Annotated in this window: 13 protein-coding genes; 11 read left to right on the forward strand and 2 right to left on the reverse strand. The window is 44.1% G+C overall.

What is annotated here, in order from left to right; genetic code table 11:
* Window positions 1-124: 124 nt before the first annotated feature.
* The 7 genes from HU824_RS11505 (at window position 125) to HU824_RS11535 (ending at window position 14,487) form a co-directional block, all read left to right on the forward strand.
* Window positions 125-1,555, forward strand: coding sequence for a DUF6377 domain-containing protein (locus HU824_RS11505; RefSeq protein WP_176468917.1), 1,431 nt, complete (start codon window positions 125-127; stop codon window positions 1,553-1,555).
* A gap of 296 nt (window positions 1,556-1,851) precedes the next feature.
* The gene (locus tag HU824_RS11510; protein WP_176468918.1) at window positions 1,852-4,887 is read left to right on the forward strand and encodes a TonB-dependent receptor; all 3,036 of its coding nucleotides are present in this window, start codon (window positions 1,852-1,854) and stop codon (window positions 4,885-4,887) included.
* Window positions 4,888-4,929: 42 nt separating this feature from the next.
* Window positions 4,930-6,729: a RagB/SusD family nutrient uptake outer membrane protein gene (locus HU824_RS11515; protein ID WP_176468919.1), complete on the forward strand. Its 1,800-nt coding sequence runs from the start codon at window positions 4,930-4,932 to the stop codon at window positions 6,727-6,729.
* Window positions 6,730-6,845: 116 nt separating this feature from the next.
* Window positions 6,846-8,240, forward strand: a complete 1,395-nt coding sequence (gene dcuC / locus HU824_RS11520; RefSeq protein WP_176468920.1) for a C4-dicarboxylate transporter DcuC — start codon at window positions 6,846-6,848, stop codon at window positions 8,238-8,240.
* Window positions 8,241-8,255: 15 nt separating this feature from the next.
* The gene (gene iadA, locus HU824_RS11525; protein ID WP_176468921.1) at window positions 8,256-9,401 is read left to right on the forward strand and encodes a beta-aspartyl-peptidase; all 1,146 of its coding nucleotides are present in this window, start codon (window positions 8,256-8,258) and stop codon (window positions 9,399-9,401) included.
* The gene (locus HU824_RS11530) at window positions 9,398-12,430 is read left to right on the forward strand and encodes a M14 family zinc carboxypeptidase (protein ID WP_176468922.1); all 3,033 of its coding nucleotides are present in this window, start codon (window positions 9,398-9,400) and stop codon (window positions 12,428-12,430) included. The genes iadA and HU824_RS11530 overlap by 4 nt, the downstream gene beginning before the upstream one ends.
* Window positions 12,431-12,459: 29 nt before the next feature.
* Window positions 12,460-14,487, forward strand: a complete 2,028-nt coding sequence (locus HU824_RS11535) for a glycoside hydrolase family 97 protein (RefSeq protein WP_176468923.1) — start codon at window positions 12,460-12,462, stop codon at window positions 14,485-14,487.
* 27 nt (window positions 14,488-14,514) lie between these two features.
* On the opposite strand, the gene HU824_RS11540 is transcribed toward HU824_RS11535, so the two are convergent.
* A complete protein-coding gene (locus HU824_RS11540; protein WP_176468924.1) occupies window positions 14,515-16,575 on the reverse strand; it encodes an RNA degradosome polyphosphate kinase in 2,061 nt (686 codons plus the stop codon).
* A gap of 71 nt (window positions 16,576-16,646) precedes the next feature.
* Here HU824_RS11540 and HU824_RS11545 point away from each other — a divergent pair, with 71 nt between their 5' ends.
* From HU824_RS11545 to rfbB, 3 genes are all read left to right on the forward strand, one after another.
* Window positions 16,647-17,141: a metallophosphoesterase gene (locus HU824_RS11545; RefSeq protein WP_136010280.1), complete on the forward strand. Its 495-nt coding sequence runs from the start codon at window positions 16,647-16,649 to the stop codon at window positions 17,139-17,141.
* Between the two features lie 408 nt (window positions 17,142-17,549).
* On the forward strand, window positions 17,550-18,422 hold the full coding sequence (gene rfbA, locus HU824_RS11550; protein WP_136010281.1) for a glucose-1-phosphate thymidylyltransferase RfbA: 873 nt from the start codon (window positions 17,550-17,552) through the stop codon (window positions 18,420-18,422).
* Window positions 18,423-18,519: 97 nt separating this feature from the next.
* Window positions 18,520-19,662, forward strand: a complete 1,143-nt coding sequence (rfbB, locus tag HU824_RS11555) for a dTDP-glucose 4,6-dehydratase (protein WP_176468925.1) — start codon at window positions 18,520-18,522, stop codon at window positions 19,660-19,662.
* A gap of 46 nt (window positions 19,663-19,708) precedes the next feature.
* On the opposite strand, the gene menA is transcribed toward rfbB, so the two are convergent.
* Window positions 19,709-20,620: a 1,4-dihydroxy-2-naphthoate octaprenyltransferase gene (menA, locus tag HU824_RS11560; RefSeq protein ID WP_176468926.1), complete on the reverse strand. Its 912-nt coding sequence runs from the start codon at window positions 20,618-20,620 to the stop codon at window positions 19,709-19,711.
* Between the two features lie 70 nt (window positions 20,621-20,690).
* Between menA and HU824_RS11565 the strand changes: the two genes are divergently transcribed.
* Window positions 20,691-21,758 (forward strand): metallophosphoesterase, encoded by a 1,068-nt coding sequence (locus HU824_RS11565; RefSeq protein ID WP_176468940.1) that lies wholly within the window; start codon window positions 20,691-20,693, stop codon window positions 21,756-21,758.

Raw genomic sequence — 21,758 nt, forward strand, 5'->3', positions numbered from 1 at the left:
TGACAAAACGCACTTGAAAGACCTCTTCGACAAAACTAAATTTCAATATGACAAAGACCGTTTCGGACCAAATGGGCCAAATTTATTTAATGTTTAACTAGTCCCTATTTTTTATGGGACACTAATGAATCAGGCTATTTATCAAGAATATCGCGTGTATGATGCAGATTCGGCTATGAAGTATACTACACAAAGCCTTGATTTAGCACGACAATATCATGATAAGAATCGTGAGATTGAATCTTTATTAGGTATTGGTTTTGTTTATACGGCTAATGGCTTGCTTAGTCAAGCCTCTGAAGTAATGCATTCACTCTGTTCTTCCAGTATGCCTCGCTATTTACGTTCGCGTTATTATGGTCAGATGCGTACTCTCTGCTCGCGTTTGCAGCTTTATTCATTAGGTGATGATGCATTGCATGAATATTATGGTCAACTTTATGCGTTATATTCAGATTCAGTATTGCAGACGGCCACTCCTGACGAGCCACGCTACCTTTATAGCCGTGTGTGGAAATATCAAGATGTTCCCGGTGCACAACGTATTGCTATTAGGGATGAGTTGGAAAAAGAAAAACAACGTCTTCTACCTAATAGTCGTAATTATTCTATTTTAGCTTATAACTTGGCTCTACTTTATGAAAAAGAACACAACCATACCAAGTGGCTGGAAAATATGATTCTCTCAGGTATTGCTGATGTATATGCTGTGAATCGTGATATTGGTTCGTTATACGCATTGGCTTCCTATTTATATGAACAAGGTCAGTTGGACCGAGCCTATCGTTATAGTACTTATTGTTCTGATATCGGTATAGCTTTTAAGAGCCGTGTACGACTGCTTCATCAGCAGAAGTTGCAGAGAAGGATACATCAAAGTTACATTGAGCGTGATCATATGCAACAGGAGCAGCTAAAGCTATTCCTTTTATTTATTAGTTTTCTCACTGTTGTATTGCTGATAGCTCTTTTCTTTTTGAGAAGGCAAACAAGAAGACGTAGGAAAGCTTTGGTGGAGCTACATGTGGCCAATGGTAGGTTGAAGAGTCTTAATAGTGAATTGCAAAAGCTCAATTTGGTTCTACGTGACACAAATTATATTAAGGAGGAGTATATTGGTCAGGTATTCAAACTTTGTTCGTCCTATATTTGCCGTATGGAGGAGTATCGTAAAAAATTGAACCGTAAATTAAAGGCTGGACAACTTGAAGATTTAAAGAAAATGATTAGTTCTACCTCTACCATGAGCGATGAAATGAAGGAATTTTATGAGAAATTTGATTCTATTATTCTGCATTTATACCCTGATTTCGTAGAACATTTCAATAGTTTGCTACGTCCAGAAGAACATATTGAAGTGAAGTCTGGGCGGCTTAATACAGAACTTCGTATTCATGCTTTGATACGAATGGGGGTAACGGATAGTGAGAAGATTGCAGAATTTTTGCACTGTTCACTGCAAACCGTATATAATAATCGTTCTATAACTTTAAATAAATCTTCGCTCAGTAAGGAGGAATTTCTTCGAGCTGTGAAAGAGGTTTGTAAAAAGTAATTTGAAGACTGAGCGTTTCTCTCATTTTTTACCCACATGTATATAGATAATTGCCATTCGATAGTATTAAGCTATTGAATGGCAATTATCTATATACATGTTTTTGATTACCGATTTAATTTAAATCACTACTGAAAATCTATTGAGTCTGTCTGTAATTGAAAGATAATCAGTAATATATAACTTTGTGAATTTACCAAATCCTCTACCAGTGAATATAATCGGTTGTTACATTGTCTAATTTTGCTCTCGAGATTTTTTACACACAAGTTCCTATTAACTTAAAAATGTAATTTATGAAAACCAGACAAAAATCGAGAGACGCAAGTGGTATTTTGCTTGTCTGTCTTATGTGGATGCTGTCACTTTCAAGCTCACTTCATGCACAGACATGGAATATTAACGGAAATGTGACAGATGAACAAGGAGAACCGATAATCGGTGCCAATGTAGTGATACAAGGTACGGGTACGGGCACCATTACCGATGTAGAAGGAAACTTTAAACTCGCTTCAGTGACTAAGGGGGCGGTAATGGAGATAAGTTTCATTGGGTATATATCCAAGACATTGCAGGTGAAAGACGCATCATCGTTAAAGATTGTACTGAAAGAAGATAACCAGGCACTGGATGAGGTGGTAGTAGTAGGTTATGGTGTACAGCGCAAAAGTGATCTTACAGGTTCGGTTGCTTCGGTTAACTCGGATGTACTTGAAAGTCGCCCACAAGCTAATTTGATTCAATCTTTGCAAGGAGCAGTTCCAGGATTGAATATTAGTGTGACGGGTAGTAATGCTGAAGGTTCGTCTACTACTACACGTATTCGTGGTAACAACTCCATTACGGCCGATAATAAACCTCTTGTTATTCTTGATGGAATACCTTTTGATGGTCCATGGTCGGAAATCAATCCCAATGATGTAGAGAGTATAGAAGTATTGAAGGATGCCTCTTCAGCAGCCATTTATGGTGCTCGCGGTTCTAACGGTGTAATCCTTATTACTTCTAAGCGCGGTAAGAAAGACAGATTGACGGTATCATACGATACTTATGTTACTATTGACCAGCCTATCAATTTACCTCGTATGATGAATGGCAAAGAATTCTATAAGTATAAATCTGAAGCTTTCAAGGCTACCAATACTACTCCTCCTACAGAAGAGAATCCTGAACCTTGGTTAGATAACTTTACTCCTACTGAATTAGCTATGTATGCTGCCGGTCAGAGTACTGATTGGATGAAGTTGGCAACACAGACCGGTATAAAACAACAGCATAACCTTTCTTTCCGTGGTGGAGCTAACAAAACCAGCTATTTCATTTCATTGAACTATACGGATGTGAAAGGAACTGCGGTAGGCAATGAGTTCAAGCGTTATAATGTACGTTTCAATCTTGATCAGGAGTTTAATAGTTGGTTGAAATTTTCTACTACTACACAGTTAGGTCGCTACGATCGTAGTGGTAGCAGTGCTTCTTTTTGGCGGGCTATAAAACAAGTTCCGTTGGGACATGCTTATAACGAGGATGGTTCACTTACACTTTCTGCTACTGAGGACTCCTCTTCAGCTTTCAGCATTAATCCGTTGGGATCTCTTAATAATAAGACAAAAGATATCCGTGCAAAGGTTATCACTAATAATGTGCTTGAGGTAAAGTTTCCCTTTATTAAAGGGCTGAGCTATAAATTGAATACAGGCTTCACTTACCAAAACAGCTCCTATAAGAATTATCAAGGTTTGGATACCTACGAAGGAGCTAGTGCTAATGGCGTATTGAATACTGATGACTGGCATTCAGAAGAATGGATTTTGGAGAATATTATTTCTTATCAACGTGAATTTGGTAAACATCGTATATTTTTCACAGGATTATATTCTGCTCAAAGCAAGGAATATGAACAGAATACAATGGAAGGTAAGAATTTTCCCAATGATGTGATGTATTATTACCAGATTTCTAAAGCTGCCACAATGTCTGGTAATTCCAATTATTATAAAGAAAATCATATTTCACAAATGGGGCGTTTGAATTATACTTATGATGATCGTTACTTGTTGACTCTTACTGCTCGTCGTGATGGTTACTCCGCTTTTGGTGAAAGTTCTAAATTCGGCGTTTTTCCTTCAGCCGCTATTGGATGGAATATTTCCAATGAATCTTTTTTTAAAGACAAGCCTATAAGTGAAACCATTAGCAATCTGAAATATCGCTTGTCATGGGGTAAAAATGGCAATGAGGCTATCAGTGCTTATAGTACACTACCTAATCTTTCAACTTACAATTATCTGAATGATGATCATACTGCACAGTTTGGTTTCTATCCGTCGAAGTTAGCTTCGCCCGGTTTAGGTTGGGAAACTACTACATCTATTAATACTGGCTTTGATATTGCACTTTGGAATGGACGTATTCAGAGTTCATTTGATATTTATTGGTCTAAAACCAAAGATTTGCTGCTTTCCCGTTCTATTCCTACCATTAATGGTACTGGCTCTATTACTGAGAATCGTGGACAGACCCGTAATCGTGGTTTTGAATTCCAGATAACTTCTAATAACATTACACATAAGAGTTTTAGCTGGAGCACCTCTTTCAACCTCTCACACTATCGTTCGGAGATTGTAGATGTTGGTTTGTATGATGCTAATGGAAAGCCGGTTGATGATGTGGCTTCCAAGTGGTTTATTGGTGAACCTATCAATGTGAACTATGATTATAAAATTATCGGTGTATGGCAGATTGCTGATCCGTCTAACCCGACAGGGCAGCAAGATCCTAACTATCGTAATTCGTATCCTGGATATGTGAAATACCTTGATGTAGATGGTAACGATATTACAACGGCTGATAAGACTATTATAGGGTCGGCTATTCCTAAAGTAAATATGAGTTTGATGAACACTTTTGAGTACAAAAACTTCACTCTGAGTGTGTTCTTAACGGCTCAGTTAGGACAAACCCATCTGAATGCCTTGTATGATACAAGCCATAATTCATATCGCCAGAACCGCTTTTTGGTGGATTTTTGGACTCCAGAGAATCCTACGAATAGCTATCCGAAAAATAGTTTGAATAGTGATGTGAATCCAGAGGGAGCCAGTTTCTATGAAAAGACAGATTTCTTACGTATTTCCGACGTTACATTGGGTTATAATTTCCCACAACAATGGTTGCGTCGTACTTTCGTCAAACGGCTCAATCTTTACATGAACATTAAGAATTTGGCTACAATAACTGGCTGGACAGGTATGGATCCGGAATTTCTCAATGATCAATTGGCTGCTCCTCCAGTACGTTCGTTCACTTTTGGACTAAAGTTAGATATTTGATGAGAGTAATATATCATAAAAAGCTAAAATGAAATTGCACATATGAAAAAAATAACATATTTCAATGTCTTAGTGTTTACAGTATTATTGCTCACTATGGGCGGCTGTAATGAGGATAAGTTTCTTAAGGAAGATCCTCGTGATGCACTTTATCCAGAAAATTTACTTGTAGATTACAATGGATTTAAATCGATGATAACGCCTCTTTATGGTCTTATGCGTGCAGAGTATCGCCGTGCTGATGCAATGGGAGGAAGTATTGCGCTCTGTCTGCATTCTGCCTGGGGTGGAGGGGTAGATAATTCATGGGCCAATAATAGTCATGCGGAAATGAAGTTCCTCTACAATCCCAAAGAGATAACTTACACTGATCTTGCTATTTGGAATAATATTTTCCAGTGGGGATATCGTATCATCAATACTGCCAATATGGTTATCTCAAGAGCTGACAATGATGATATTAACTGGGGAAGTGGTGCTGATGCTGAAAATCGTAAAAATGAGGTGTTGGCCGAAGCTCGCTTCTTCCGTGCTTGGGCTTACCGTCACCTTACCTATTCATTTGGTGCAGTGCCCCTTTCAACACAAGAAATTACAGGATTGAATTATCGTGATGATTGGGAGCGTGCTTCCTTGAGTAGTATTCGCGAAGTGATGGCAGAAGATTTCCAGTTTGCAGTCGATAACCTTCCTTTGCGTACTTCTAATAATAGTAAAGTCTCTGGTGCTGTGGCACGTCACTATTTGGGTGAACTTTATTTGGCAGAAGGTAATGCTGAAAAAGCAGTTTCAGTACTGAAACCATTAGTGGAAAGTGGAGAATATTCCCTTATAAATCAACGCTTTGGTAGTAATGCTTCCAATGATGGATGTCCTTTTATTGACGTATTTTATACTCCTATGTATGCTGATGGAAATACGGAGGTGTTACTGGCTTTCATTAACACAGAAGAGGAGAATAGTGCCTATGGTACTGCAAATGTCTATATGACTACAACTTATAAGAACTATTATGCTAATGATGGCGATTGTAAAAAGACAAACCAGCATAATCCGGACTATATCAATAACGGTGGTGAAGGTTCATTTGCACAAGTCTTTTGGCAAGCTAATGGTGGTAAGGGAGCCGGACGTGTAGTTCCTTCCAGAGGAGCACTTCGTTTGTACAATTATAAAGGAATGGGAGAACAAGATGACCGTGTATCTGCCAATGCTATCGTATGGAGTATTAATGATGTAGATGCTGCCGGCAATGTAACCAAGGTATTTGATTTAGGTGGTACTGCACTTATTGATACTACGGTTAATGCAGCCATGCTAACTTCTACTTCCATTAAAAAATATGATTGGCCTACTACTCGTAAATGGGATTATACTCCACCTATTTTGGCTAATGCAGCTAATGATGGACACTATGCGGACATTGTTTATTTACGTTTGGCAGATACATATTTACTTTATGCAGAGGCTCTTTACAAGAGTAATCAAGTAGGCGAGGCCATTAAATGGATAAATAAAGTACGTAATCGTTCCAATGCTGTAAGTATTACTGAAGATGATCTTAGAATCGGTGGTATGGATTTCATTCTTGATGAACGCAGCCGTGAACTGCTTACGGAGGAAGAACGTCGTCATACATTGGTACGTGTTTGCCAAGAAAATGGTGGTGACGAACGTGATACCAATAACTATTTCAAACGTCGCATGCGTGAACTCAATGAGATAGCTGGTATTGCAGGACGTGGTATGGATGAATATGAGACTCCTGTCCTTTTCCCGCTGCCGCAATCATTCATTGATGCCAATACTGGTAATCCTTTGGAAAATAATCCGGGGTATTGATAGATAATAGTCAGATATAAATACCGCATATAAACGGCTTTGTATATATCGGTGTTTATATCTGATTTAGATTCATATATTCAAAAGAAAACAAAAACTTAATATCTTGATACATCATGTCCGAATTGGCTTTCATTTTTAGTCTTCTTATGGTAGGGATTACAGCGGTAGGTCTTTATCGTAAGCTCAATCCTCAAGGTCTTTTGATGCTTTCCGGTTTATTAATGCTTACAGCTGCTTTTTTCATGCAAGTGCATTCGGTAGTACCTAGTGAAGCTACGGGAATGGTGGTGTTTGATTTGGTAAGGATGATAGAGGAAGTTTTTCTTTCTAATTTGGCGCGTGCAGGGTTTATGATAATGACAATTGGCGGTTATGTAGCTTTCATGAATAACATAAAGGCTACTAATGCATTGGTCTATATTTCCATGAAGCCATTAGGTCTTTTTCGACGTTATCCTTATTGGGCGGCTACTATAGTTATTCCTATTGGACAATTACTTTTTATTACTACTCCTTCAGCTGCCGGATTAGGATTGTTGCTTGTGGCTTCGGTTTATCCTGTTTTAATTAGTTTGGGAGTAAGCCAACTTACAGCATTGTCAGTCATTGCCGCTGCTACTCTATTTGATCAGGGACCGGGGTCGGCAAATACTGCTATGGCTGCCGAATTGATAGGACAATCCAATGTGGAATATTTTATCACTCATCAACTTCCTTTAGTAATTCCTACTTCCTTGGTTGTAATGGTACTCTTCTATTTCAATAACCGTTATTTTGATAAAAAAGATGCAAAGAAACAGCAGGATGGCATATTGCAGGTGTCAAATGTGACTGCAACCTCATTAGTAGAAAAACCGGATGTTCCATTGGCTTTTGCGCTACTCCCGGTATTACCTTTGGCTCTTCTCATTTTCTTTTCACCTTTTGTGGGACTGTTTCAGCCTACTGTAACATTGGGTACCACTACTGCTATGCTTTTTTCTCTGTTCTTATCATTGGTATTTGTGTTGTTTCATACTCGTAGTGTGCGTACTACTTTTAACGTTTTTGCAAGTTTTTGGAAAGGCATGGGAAATGTGTTTATTTCAGTTGTAACATTGATTGTAGCTTCAGAAGTTTTCTCTAAAGGACTGATTGGTTTGGGATTTATTGATTCATTGGTGGGTTATTCCTCTCATATCGGACTTTCGGGATTAGCTATTGCCGCAATCTTTACTCTCATTATTTTTGGAGCTGCCATGCTGATGGGAAGTGGCAATGCAGCCTTTTTTTCATTTGGTCCTTTATTGCCGGGTATAGCCACTCAGCTTGGTTTGCCGGTTTTTTCATTGATACTTCCTTTGCAGTTGGCGGCAAGCATGGGACGTGCCGCATCTCCTATTGCCGGAGTCATTGTTGCCATTGCCGGGGTAGCCGGTGTGTCATCAGTGGAGTTGGCAAGGCGTAATACATTTCCTTTAATAGGAGGAATTGTTTTCTTGATACTTTATCATCTTATCACTTTCTAAAATTAATCGACAGCTATGTTTACATTGATAAAGAATGCAAATTTATATGCTCCTGCCTATCTTGGTAAAACAGACATTTTGCTATGCGGAGAAAAGATTGCGCATATTTCAAAGACAATTGAACTGAATGAATCATTTTGCCATACTATTGACGTGCAAGGTAAAATTGTTACTCCGGGATTTATAGATCAGCATGTACATATTACTGGTGGAGGAGGGCAACAAGGTTATGCCTCATTAGTCCCCGAGGTGACTATGAGCGAACTGGTGGCATCTGGTACTACTACTGTATTGGGTATGCTTGGTACTGATGGATTTGCCAAAGAACTTACTACGCTTTATGCCAAGGCCAAAGCTATTGACGATGACGGATTGTCGGCTTATATGCTGACAAGTTATTACGGATTGCCTACCAAAACATTGATGAATAGTGTGGCTGACGATTTTATCTTCATAGATAAAGTTATTGGCTGTAAGCTGGCGATGAGTGATGACCGTAGTCCGTTTCCGACAGAGCAAGAGATATTACGTATTATACATCAGGTACGTTTAGGGGGATTTACATCTGGTAAAGGAGGAATTCTCCACATTCATTTGGGAGCACTTCCGGAAGGTATCGAGCTCTTACTCAATATTGCTCGTCACTATCCTACACTGATATCTTATCTGTCTCCTACTCATCTGATACGTACTGAAGCTCTTTTTATGCAGGCTGTAGAATTTGGTAAATTAGGTGGAATGATTGATTTTTCGACTGGTGGCTCAAAGTTTGATACTCCCCATCGTTGTGTGATACGTGCATTGCAAGCTGGTGTCCCCCTTGATCGCATTACTTTTTCTAGTGATGGCCATGGTGGTGTACGCAGGGTGAATCCTGAAACTGGAGAAATAATTTATCGTCCTGCTCCTTTGAATTTAAATTTCAAGGAGGTAGTTGCATTAGTCAATGAGGAGGGGGTACCATTGGAACAGGCGATTACATTGATAACATCCAATCCGGCTCGTAATCTGAAATTACGAGCTAAAGGTATTGTGGCACAAGGAGCAGATGCAGACTTGTGTTTTTTGGCGGAAGATTTGCAGCTTACAGATGTCATTGCCCGTGGTAAATTTGTAATGCAAGATGGTACAATAGTAAAGAAGGGAAGGTACGAATTATGAAGAAGCTGATTATATTTTATATTGGATTCCTCTGTATTTGTTTATCTGCAATAGCGAAACAGACTTTGGAAAGGCCAAGAGGTGAACATTTCTTTACTTATAGTCAATACCCTCCTTTTGCCGATCGCCCGGTAGATGTACATTATTATATACCTTCCCAGGGGGATATCAAACAAATGCCTATTGTATTTGTCTTTGAAGGAGGAGACCGCGGCTATCGTTATCTTTTGGACGGTTGGAAAGAAGAAGCGGAGAGAAAGGGTTTTATGCTTTTTATACCTCACTTTGATTTGAAATCTTATCCTTTGGCAGACTATCAGGAGGTGGGGGTGATGAATGCTGCCCATACAGTAGCTAATGCTCCCGAAAAAATTACACCAGTGTTGGTTGATAAACTATTTGAATATGTGCGTCAATTTACGGGAAGCATGCGCAAAGGATATATGATTTATGGTCATTCTGCTGGTGGGCAATTTGTACAGCGTTTCATGCTTTTTCACGATAGTCCTTATGTGGAAAAAGCTATTATAAGTTCTCCCGGTTGGTATACTTTTCCAGATTTGGCCCAGACATATCCTTATGGTACGGCTGGTATCCCCTATATTTCATCTGAACAGATAAAAAAATACTTGTCAAAACCTATCATACTACAGCTGGCTTTGGGAGATACGATACGTGAGTCTTTTCTACGCAAGACTCCTGAAGCTGAACGACAAGGACGAAACCGTATGGAGCGTGGGCGTAGTTTCTGGCTTTATATTCACCAGTTGGCTGCATCCCGTGGTTGGGAATGCCATTGGCGCAAGATAGAAGAGTGCGGCATCGGGCATGAGGCTGTCCCTATGGGGAAACAAGCTGTGCCATTATTGACGACAGATTCTTTACGGGTACTTTTTATAGGTAACAGCTATACTTTTTTTAATCGTTTGCCATTGCAAGTCCAATCGTTAGCATCCTCATGTGGAAAAAAAATATCAGTGCGCCAGGTTGCTAACCCTGGTTGGTACTTGAGACAGCATGCAGCCAATACGCAAACATTAGAGGCGATTCGTGAAGGAGGATGGGATTATATGGTGATGCAGGAACAGAGCAAGGCACCTACTCGTGAAAAGGAATGGGTAAAGAAGAATGTATTCCATCCTGCGGCGCAGTTAGATAGTTTACGCCGTCTTTATGCCCCAAAAGGAAAAAGTGTCTGTTATATGACATGGGGGCGTAATAATGATACTTATGAAGGAATGCAGCAGCAACTTACGGAAAACTATTTGGAAATGGCTGATGTCCTTGATGCTTATTGTGCTCCTGTGGGTGAGGCATGGAGACGTGTACGTAGAGAGTGTCCAAGTTTGCAGTTGTATAATTCTGATGGCAGCCATCCTAGTCCTGCAGGAAGTTATCTGGCGGCTTGTGTCTTTTATGCAATTTTTTTTGGTGAGCCTTTTAGCAGCGATTATTATGCAGGTCTACCGTCTGAAACAGCTCTTTATTTACAGAGGATAGCACAAGAAGTGGTATTAGCTAATCTTGTGTTATGGAATAGAAATCAGTCGAAGCAACCTGCTGGAGTAACTGCAAGTTTCTATCCTGACCCCAAATTTGACCGTGAGACACCTACTCTAAGTAAACCTTACGGTAGCGGATTGGCATCGGTTGATGAGATAAAGGACTATTTACAACAATTGGTTGTACGTTCTCCGGGTTTGGCATATATGGAGAATATTGGTGTAACCAAACAAGGACGTACCATTCCGGTATTTTATTTGGGTACTCCCGACAAGAAGAAGGTAAGGGTATGGATTCAAGCGGCACTGCATGGTAACGAGCCGGCAGGTGCTGAGGCTGTATGCATGCTTGTCCGTTACTTACTTTGTGAAAAAGAAGGACGTGAATTGCTGAATCATATAGCTGTGGCTTTGGTTCCTATAGCCAATGTTGATGGTTATGCCATTCAGCAACGTCGTTCAGCCGATGGCTACGATTTGAATCGCGATCAGAGCAAATTAGAGGATGCTGTCACTTTGTTGTTGAAGCAGTCCTACCAGCAATGGAATCCGGATGTAGCTCTTGATATTCATGAATATACACCTTTACGTCGTGAGTTTAACTTATTACGTGGAGTGCCGACAGCAAATGCTGCTGATGTACTTTTTTTACCTACCGGACATCTTAATGCGCCTTTAGCTTTACGTACGCTGTCTGAAGAACTTTTTCGTCGTGAGGCAGAGGTCGTTTTAAATAGTGCCGGTTATACTTCCGGTTTCTACTTCACTCCCCGTGTGGCAGATGGTTCCCTTGTTCTTGTAAAAGGTGCTAAAAGTCCGCAGTCCAGTTCTACTTTTCAAGCATTGACGGGGGCTGTATCGCTTTTTGTCGAAATAAGAGGTATTGGATTGGGACCGGAGTGTTTTGCACGTCGTAGTGAATGCGGTTTCTTGGTGGCACGGCAAACGTTGGTTACTGCTGCGCAACATCGCACTTCAATTAAACGTAAGGTAGAACAAGCCAGGAAGCGCACCTTGAAAGCTACTGAACCGATATATGTTACTTTCACTTCGGATACTGTACGTCATGTAGTCTCTTTTATCGATTATAAGGCCAATGAACTGTTTAAGACTGAACTGCCAACCCTTGATGCCATGCAAGCAACACCTCAATTGGTGCGTACTCGCCCTAAGGCTTATCTGCTCGATGCTCTCTGTACAGAAGCAGTATGTAGGCTTCGAGCGTTGGGTGTACACATTGAACAAGTTACCCATGTACAAAAAGCAAAAGTTGAGCGTTACAAAGTAACCCGCCTGTATCGTGCAGAGAAGGAATGGGAGGGGATTCGTCCGGTAAATGTAGAAACGGATGTCTATGAAGATAATGTAGAACTTCCAATAGGTAGTTGGTTGGTACCTTTGGCACAACCTTTAGGAAATTTGGTTGCTACGTTGCTTGAACCGGAGTCTGTCTGTGGTTTCGTAAACTTCTGTGTTATTCCGGCTGAGGAAGGAAAGGGACTGTTTGTCAGTAGACTTATAAAATAAGAATTGGATATATAAAATTAAATTCGGTAATGACTATGAAACTAAAAAAAACGCTACAGATTATACTTGCTTTATGTTTAGGCCTATGGATGATTTCATGCCAGCAGGAACATATCAAGTTGACCTCTCCAAATGGAAAACTTTCTTTAGAGTTTACACTTGATGAAGAAGGTGCTCCCCGATATTGTTTAAGACATGCGGGGAAGAATATTTTACTTCCTTCACGTCTGGGATTGGTTTTGAAGGATGCGCCAGATCTTTTGACTGGTTTCGTTCTAAAAGAGGTTAAGCATGATTCGCATAATGATGTGTGGCAACCAGTATGGGGGGAAGAGGCTGAAATTGTAAATCATTATAATGAATTGAGGGTATGCCTCAAGGAAGAAACATCGTTGGAGCGGGAACTGAATATTATTTTTCGTCTTTTTGATGATGGGATGGGATTCCGGTATGAGTTCCCTCGCCAGCAACAGCTACAAGAGTTTCTTATTGATGACGAAGTGACTGAATTCGTTTTTCCTGCAGATTATGATGCTTGGAGTATTCCAGTGAAAGGAGTTCGTTTTTACGAAGCCTTATTTGAGAAAAAACCTCTTAGTAAGATGGGATGGGTAAGCACTCCGGTGACGATTGAGACAACAGATAGCCTTTATTTGGCTATTCATGAAGCAAATCTTACAGATTATGCTGCCATGAACTTGAAGCCGGTTGAACAACTTGAAGATAATAAAACGGTTACATTACGTGCGGCTCTTACACCTTGGAGTACAGGTGAGAAAGTACGTGTTACCGATACTCGTGTATCTCCTTGGCGTACAATGATAGTGGCTGAATCTGCCGGTGATTTGCTTCTTTCCCGTCTCATGTTAAATCTTAATGAACCTTGTCGTATAACCGATACTTCCTGGATACAACCTATGCGCTATATTGGAATTTGGTGGACTTATCACATGAAGCATAACACCTGGCATGCCGGTCCCCATCATGGGGCCACAACAGAGAATACAATGCGTCACATCGATTTTGCTGCTGCCAATAATTTGGGAGGTGTACTGGTGGAAGGGTGGAATGAAGACTGGGCTACTTGGAAATTTAGTTTCACAAAACCTTATACCGATTTTGATATACAACGTATTACTGATTATGGGCGTAGCAAAGGAGTAGCTTTGATAGGACATCATGAAACTGGCGGTAATGTTTCCAATTATGAAAATCAGATGGAAGATGGTTTCAAGTTCTATGAGAAATATGGTGTGCATCAAGTAAAAACGGGTTATGTGGGCGATTTGCTTGATGGGAAAGAATATCATAGCAGTCAGTTTGGTGTACTTCATTATCGCAAGGTAATAGAGGCTGCTGCCCGTCACCGTATCTGTATTGATAATCATGAACCGGTGATTCCTACAGGTTTGCAGCGTACTTTTCCTAATCTGATGACACAAGAGGGGGTACGTGGACAAGAATGGGACGCTTGGGATGTAGATGGTGGAAATCCTCCTTCTCATACCGTAATATTGCCTTTCACTCGTGGGTTGGCAGGCCCGATGGACTTTACACCGGTGACGTTTCGGTTTGTTAACGATGTAATGCCACAGACACGTGTACATACCACACTGGCCAAACAATTGGCGCTGTTTGTGGTGCTCTATTCACCGTTACAAATGGCTTCGGATGAAATAGAGAATTACGAGGCTAATCCGGAACCTTTTAATTTTATAGTATCTTGTCCTACAGATTGGAGCAGAACAGTAGTGCCGGAAGCATGCATTGGTAGTTATGTTACTATTGCCCGTTGCGATAAAGGAGAGGGATGCTGGTATATAGGCAGCATCACGGGAGATGAGGAACGAACGGCTAATATCAGTCTGTCTTTTCTCGATACAGATAAAAGATATCTGGCTACTATTTATCGTGATGCTCCTGAGGCCGATTATGAGACATGTCCTGCTGCTATACTTATAGAAGAGCGCGAAGTGACTTATAGTGATACCCTCACCATTCGGCAAGCACGTAGTGGAGGAACTGCCGTACGTCTGTGTCCTATAAAAGACAGTTGAGCCGGAGGTGTATTGGGGCAGAGTTGTTTATATTTTCTCTCTCAAGTATTCATAAAAGGTATATTGCGACCGTACCTTCTCCTTTTGCGGTCGTGACGACTTCCAGCGGTTTCGCAACTGGTCGTCCACAAAGCAGGCTTTCCGTTTGTCCGACAGTTGTATGGATAGCATATCGATGAGCTCTTGCTTCAAGTCCGGGTCCAGAATGGGGGTGACGGCTTCGATACGGCGGTACAAGTTACGCCGCATCCAGTCCGGCGAGCCGAGGAAGAGCTTGGGTGCGCCGCCGTTGCCGAAGTACCACACACGGGCATGTTCCAGAAAGGTATCCACAATGCGTGTCACGCGGATGTTGCGGCTGTACTCCTTTCCGGGGATGAGGCAGCAGATGCCGCGGACAATGAGGTCTATCTCTACACCGGCTTGCGAGGCTTCGTAGAGGCGGTCTATCATGGCGGGGTCTTGCAGGGCATTCATCTTTAGGATAATCCGTCCCCGTTTGCCTTGTTGGGCGAGTTGCATCTCGTGGCTGATGAGACGGTTCAGTTCCGGTATCAAGTTGAAACGGGCCACAAGCAGGCGGTGGAACACCGGATTTTCCTTTCCCTGCAGAGTACGGAACAAGTTATGCAAGTCGTTTACAATCATCGGATTGCAGGTGAATAGTCCGCTGTCGGCATAGAGGGTGGCAGTCTTCTCGTTGAAGTTACCGGTACTGATGTAGGCGTAGCTTGTCATTTTGTGCCCTTCCTTGTCGCGGCGGAGCACGAGGGCTACTTTGGCATGTACCTTCAGTCCCGGTATGCTGTAGATGATATTGATGCCTGCGGCCTTCATCATTTCGGCGGTGGCGAGGTTGTTCTCCTCATCGAAGCGTGCTTTCAGTTCTACAAAGACGGTGACTTTCTTTCCGTTCTGTGCGGCGGCTATCAGGGTGTTGATGACGGTGGAGTTCTCGGCTACACGATATTGAGTTACCATGATTTCACGTACGGTGGGTTCGTGGACGGCTTCATATAGGAAATGGATGAAGTGGTCGAAGGAGTGGTAGGGATAATGCAGCAGCAAGTCTTTTTTCTCCACGTAGCGGAAGATGGATTCGCGTTCGTCCAGGCAGGTCAGCTTCATGGGCTGGGGTTTCTTGATGGGACGCACGCTCTGGTTGGGATTGGGCAGATGCCGCAAATCTTCCATGTTGAGGTGCTTGTCGCCCGGAACCATCTCCCGGCGGTCTATGCGGTAGGCATCTACCAGAAAGTCGAGGAAGTCCTGAGGCATGGCGCGGTCGTATACAAAACGGCACACGGCGCCTATCTTGCGTTTCTTTACCTTCTTCTTCACCTGTTCGATGATTTCGGAGGTATTGGCGGCATCGTCTATCAGAATATCCGCATCGCGTGAAATCTTGATGCAATAACTGCTGTCCACTTCGTAACCGGGGAAGATGGTATCCAGATTGGCCTTGATGATGTCTTCAATGAACATCAGATAATAGTCTTTCCCCACCTTGGGCAACTGGATGAAGCGCGGCACTTTGCTGTACGGCAGTTTCATCACGAAATACTGGATGCGGTTTGGAGAACCGACGGGAGCTCCTTTCAGATGAAGCCGCACGGCCAGATAGAGACGGTTGTCGCGCAGGAATGAAATCACCTTGTCCTTGCTTACGGGCACCGGAGCCAGATAGGGGAATATCTCTTCACGGAAGAAGCTGCGCACGAAGTCGTGGTGAAACGGTTCCACGTTGCGGCTTTGATAGAATATGATGTGATGTTTCCGCAGGGCGGGCAGTATCTTCTGTTCGTAAATGCGGATACGCTCCTCCAGTTGGCGGTTGACTTCCCGGTTGATTTCATCTACCAGCTCGGTAGCGGATTGCACACTCTCTTCGTCGCTTTGCGAGGCTCCGGTGGCTATGGCCTTATGGTCGGCCACACGTATCTTGTAGAATTCTTCCAGATTGGAGGAGTATATGGAAATAAAGTTGATGCGTTCGTATAATGGCAGTGTATCGTCTTCGGCTTCCAGCAGCACGCGGTAGTTGAAAGACAGCCAGCTGATGTCACGTTTGAAATATCTGTTCTCCATGGTGTTGATGTGTTAATCACATTGTATTCTCCCCAAATATAATTACCTTTGTCCTAATAAACAAAGGAAAAATGACAAAAGTTGGTTTGTTATCAGATACGCATGGTTACTGGGATGAAAAGTACCTGCAATATTTCGAGTCTTGTGACGAAATCTGGCACGTCGGTGACATCGGTTCGCTGGAAGTGGCACAGAAGCTGGCGGCTTTCCGTCCCTTCCGTGCCGTGTATGGCAATATTGACGGGCAGGAGATACGGCAGCTCTATCCGCAGATTCTCCGTTTCACGGTAGATGGGGCAGAAGTGCTGATGAAACATATCGGCGGTTATCCCGGCAACTACGACCCTTCCATCAAAGGCAGCATTCTGGTGCGTCCACCCAAGTTGTTCATCAGCGGGCACTCACATATACTGAAGGTGAAGTATGACAAGACGTTGGACGTGCTGCACATCAATCCGGGTGCTGCGGGCATTCAAGGTTTCCATAAGGTACGTACGATGGTACGCTTTGCGGTTGATGGGGGAACGTTCAAGGATTTGGAGGTGATAGAACTTGCTGACCGATGACGTAGCTTGTTTATTATCAGCAGACTGTATTTACGGATTGTTTACTCTACAGTGTAAAAGCCGTTACATTCTAATGTAAATCTCGTTACACTGTAGGGTAAATCTCGTTACACTATAGGGTAAATGCCGTTACGTGCTAAGGTAAAGACCGTTTCATCAAGGGGTGATGGCTGTTGCGCACTGAAGTAATGTCCGTTGTCTGCTGGGGTGAATGGCGTATCTTTTTGAAATAAGCAAAACAATGTACCGGAGTAAGCAAAGCAACGAAGCAAAAAGATGAAACCAAGCCTTCACTTAATCGAATTTTTCCATTATCTTTGTGCCCGAATAGCAAGTAGAGCCGTGGGGCATCGTCCTCCTTCTTATTTTATTCTCCATTTTGAAGTATCACCGAAAAAGAACTGAAATATGAAAGGAATTATTCTTGCAGGTGGCAGTGCCACTCGTCTCTATCCGTTGTCCAAGGCTATCTCCAAGCAGATAATGCCTGTCTATGACAAACCGATGATATACTATCCGCTCTCTACATTGATGTTGGCGGGAATTCGCGAAGTGCTTATCATCTCTACTCCACGTGACTTGTCCATGTTCCGCGAGCTGCTGGGAACCGGCGAAGAACTCGGCATGTCCTTTTCCTATAAGATACAAGAGAATCCCAATGGACTGGCACAAGCCTTTGTGCTGGGTGCAGAGTTCTTGGACGGCGGACCGGGATGCCTCATCTTGGGCGACAACATGTTCTACGGTCAAGGCTTCTCGGCCATGCTGAAGCGTGCCGCTTCCATCGACAAAGGGGCCTGCATCTTCGGTTATTACGTCAAGGACCCCCGTGCTTACGGCGTTGTGGAGTTTGATGCCAACGGCAAAGCCATTTCGCTGGAAGAGAAACCCGCAGAACCTAAAAGTAACTACGCCGTCCCCGGTCTTTACTTCTACGATTCCACCGTGACAGAGAAAGCCGCTTCCTTGAAGCCCTCCGCCCGCGGCGAATACGAAATTACCGACCTCAACCGTCTCTATCTGAATGAAGGTACGCTGAAAGTGGAACTCTTCGGCCGTGGTTTTGCCTGGCTTGATACAGGCAACTGCGACAGCTTGCTGGAAGCCAGTAATTTTGTGGCTACCATCCAGAACCGCCAAGGTTTCCGTGTCAGCTGTATCGAAGAGATTGCTTGGCGCAAGGGCTGGATAGATGTAGACCAGTTGTATCGTCTGGGCGAACAGCTTGGCAAGACCGAGTATGGCAAATATCTGATGGAGTTGGCCGAGTCGAAACGCTGACGGAATGAGGATGTGCCTATATGTTTCTGTCGCCCCTTATTCTGGTATTATTATTTACTTTAGTTATTTCATTAATCATTAATCGCTAATCATTTTCATGAAAACCTATCTCGTAACCGGTGCTGCCGGATTTATCGGTGCCAATTATATTAAATACATCCTGGCAAAACATAATGATATTGAAGTGGTGATACTGGATGCCCTGACATATGCAGGCAATCTGGGTACCATTGCCAACGACATTGACGACGAACGTTGCTTCTTTGTAAAAGGCGACATTTGCGACCGTGTGCTTGCCGATGAACTGTTTGCTAAATATAAATTCGATTACGTGGTGAACTTTGCTGCCGAAAGCCACGTAGACCGTAGCATAGAGAATCCCCAACTTTTCCTGATGACCAACATTCTGGGTACACAGAACCTGCTTGACGCCGCCCGCCGTGCCTGGGTCACGGGTAAGGACGATTCCGGTTATCCTACTTGGCGTAAAGGCGTCCGTTACCATCAGGTATCTACCGACGAAGTTTACGGTTCACTTGGTGCCGAAGGTTACTTCACGGAGCAAACTCCGCTTTGTCCGCACAGCCCCTACAGCGCCAGCAAGACGAGTGCCGATATGGTAGTGATGGCCTATCACGACACCTATAAGATGCCCGTTACCATTACCCGCTGCTCTAATAACTATGGTCCTTACCACTTCCCGGAAAAATTGATTCCGCTCATCATCAAGAATATCCTCGAAGGCAAGAACCTCCCTGTCTATGGCGACGGCAGTAACGTGCGTGACTGGCTCTACGTAGAAGACCACTGTAAAGCCATCGACCTCGTTGTCCGCGAGGGTGTGGAAGGCGAGGTGTACAACGTAGGCGGTCACAACGAAAAGACCAATCTTGAAATTGTAAAGCTCACCATTGCCACTGTCCGCCGCTTGATGGAAGAGACTCCCCGTTACCGCGAAGTATTGAAGAAGCAAGTAAAAGCAGCCGACGGTACGATTGATGCCAGCTGGATAAACGAAGGCCTTATCACCTTCGTCAAAGACCGTTTGGGCCACGACCAACGTTATGCCATAGACCCCACAAAGATTACCAATGCCCTGGGCTGGTATCCGGAGACGAAGTTCGAGGTCGGTATCGTGAAAACTATCGAATGGTATCTGAACAACCAGCCGTGGGTGGAAGAAGTGACCAGCGGTGACTATCAGAAGTATTACGAACAGATGTATGGAGGTAAGGGTTAAGGTTTAGGGATTAGGGTCTAACCGCTAATCCTTAACCCCTAACCTCTCAATTCAGCGCCACAGCTAGCAGCAATCCTAGGAACAGCATATTGCGCGACGTCTCGCCCAGTATGCTGTTCAGCTTTTTACCGCTACCTATCTGTATCATCTTGCGCCACGTCAGTGCGTGCATGTATAGATAGACGCAGGGAGCCCAGATAAATTCCAGCGGAGTCAGCTTACCTGTATAGACAAACCGGAAGCAGAGTAGCATGGCGGCGATGCCCAATGCCAGATACATATTTTCACCGAACTTTTTGCCGTAGCGCACCACCAGCGTACACTTGCCGCTCACGGCATCCTGCTCGCAGTCGCGATAGTTGTTCACCATCAGCAAGGTGTCTATGGCGAGGCCACTGACGAGCGACAACACCAGCACATCCATGTTCAGCGTATAGGCCTGCACGTAGTAGGTGCCGCATACGGGCACGAGGCCGAAGAACACCAGTACCAGCACGTCGCCCCATCCCCGATAGGAGAGCAGCGTGGTATAGAGGAAAGCAAACAGTATGCACACCACGCCCAGCACCACCAGTTCCCAGCCTCCGTGGGGCAGCTGCCCCCAGACGGTGGACAACACTGCCAGCCCTGCCAGACAAGACAGTGTCAGTGCGATGACGATACCGATTTTCATGGTCGCTGGTGTAATCCAGCCTTCGGCGCAGGCGCGCTGCGGACCCAGGCGGTCTTCCCGGCGGTCGGTCCCTTTCTGGAAGTCGAAGAGGTCGTTGATAAAGTTGGCGGCAATCTGCATACCGCAGGCAAAGAGGGCACACAGCAGGGCAGGGGCAGTCTTGAACTGTCCGTCGCTGAAGGCAAGGGCGCTACTCAGCAGTACCGGTATGATGGCTCCTGTCAGCGTTTTGGGGCGGGCGGCGAGAAACCATGCGTAGGGTGAGTTCTGTTTAATCTCGTTCATCGTAGTTCCAATTTAGTTCGGCATCTGCCGGCAAAAATACTGAAAATCCCTATATTTGCACCCACTTATGATGAAGAACTTAGTCTATATATCCATTCTTTCTCTGCTACTCTTGTCTTCCTGCCGTTCCAAGCGGATGATTACCGTGTCGCTGCCACGGCCGGCCATGCAGGCAGACAGCACACTGCTTGGCGATACTATCGGGTTGCCTGCCCGCCTTTCGCCGATGTTCACCTTTGACCAGTCTGATTTGCGTAATGTCTGTCGCCAGCCGACGAAGGGCAAGGCAAAGAAACGGCAGATAAAGAAAACGTCACCGGCACAAAAGGCAATTGTACGGCGAGGCACAAGAATCACATCGACAACTATCCACGTAGGTTCGGCCTATAAGGGCGTCAGCCGCATTAAGACGTACGACTTCACGCATCGGGACGTGCCTGCCGCCTTCGAGGGCTTCCGCATCGCCTTTGTCTCCGACCTGCACTACAAAAGCCTGCTGAAGGAGGAGGGATTGAAGGACCTGGTCCGCCTGCTCATAGACCAGAAGGCCGACGTGCTGCTGATTGGCGGTGACTTTCACGAAGGCTGCCAGTACGTGCCGCCCGTCATGGCTGCCCTGGCGCAAGTGAAGACGCCGTTGGGCACCTATGCCGTGCTTGGCAACAATGACTACGAGGCTTGCTATGACGACATCGTGCGCGAAATGCGGCATTATGGCATGCATCTGCTGGAGCATAAGGTGGACACCCTGCGGCGTGGTGGTGAGCGGATTCTTGTGGCGGGCGTGCGCAATCCTTTCGACTTGGGCAAGAACGGCACATCGCCCACACTCGGCCTGGCGCCCGACGATTTCGTAATCCTGCTGACGCATACACCGGACTATGCCGAGGACGTTCCGGTGACAAACTCAGACCTCATTCTGGCCGGACATACACATGGAGGACAAGTGACATTGTTCGGACTCTACGCGCCGATAGTTCCCTCACACTATGGGCAGCGGTTCCTCTCCGGGCTGAAGTACAACTCAAAGCACATCCCGATGATTATCACCAACGGTATCGGCACTTCGCAGAAGGCCATCCGCATGTTTGCTCCTGCAGAGGTGGTGATGATTGTATTGCACCGACTGACGGATTGA

It is taken from the genome of Bacteroides sp. L10-4 (assembly GCF_013373675.1).
GTDB lineage: Bacteria > Bacteroidota > Bacteroidia > Bacteroidales > Bacteroidaceae > Bacteroides > Bacteroides muris.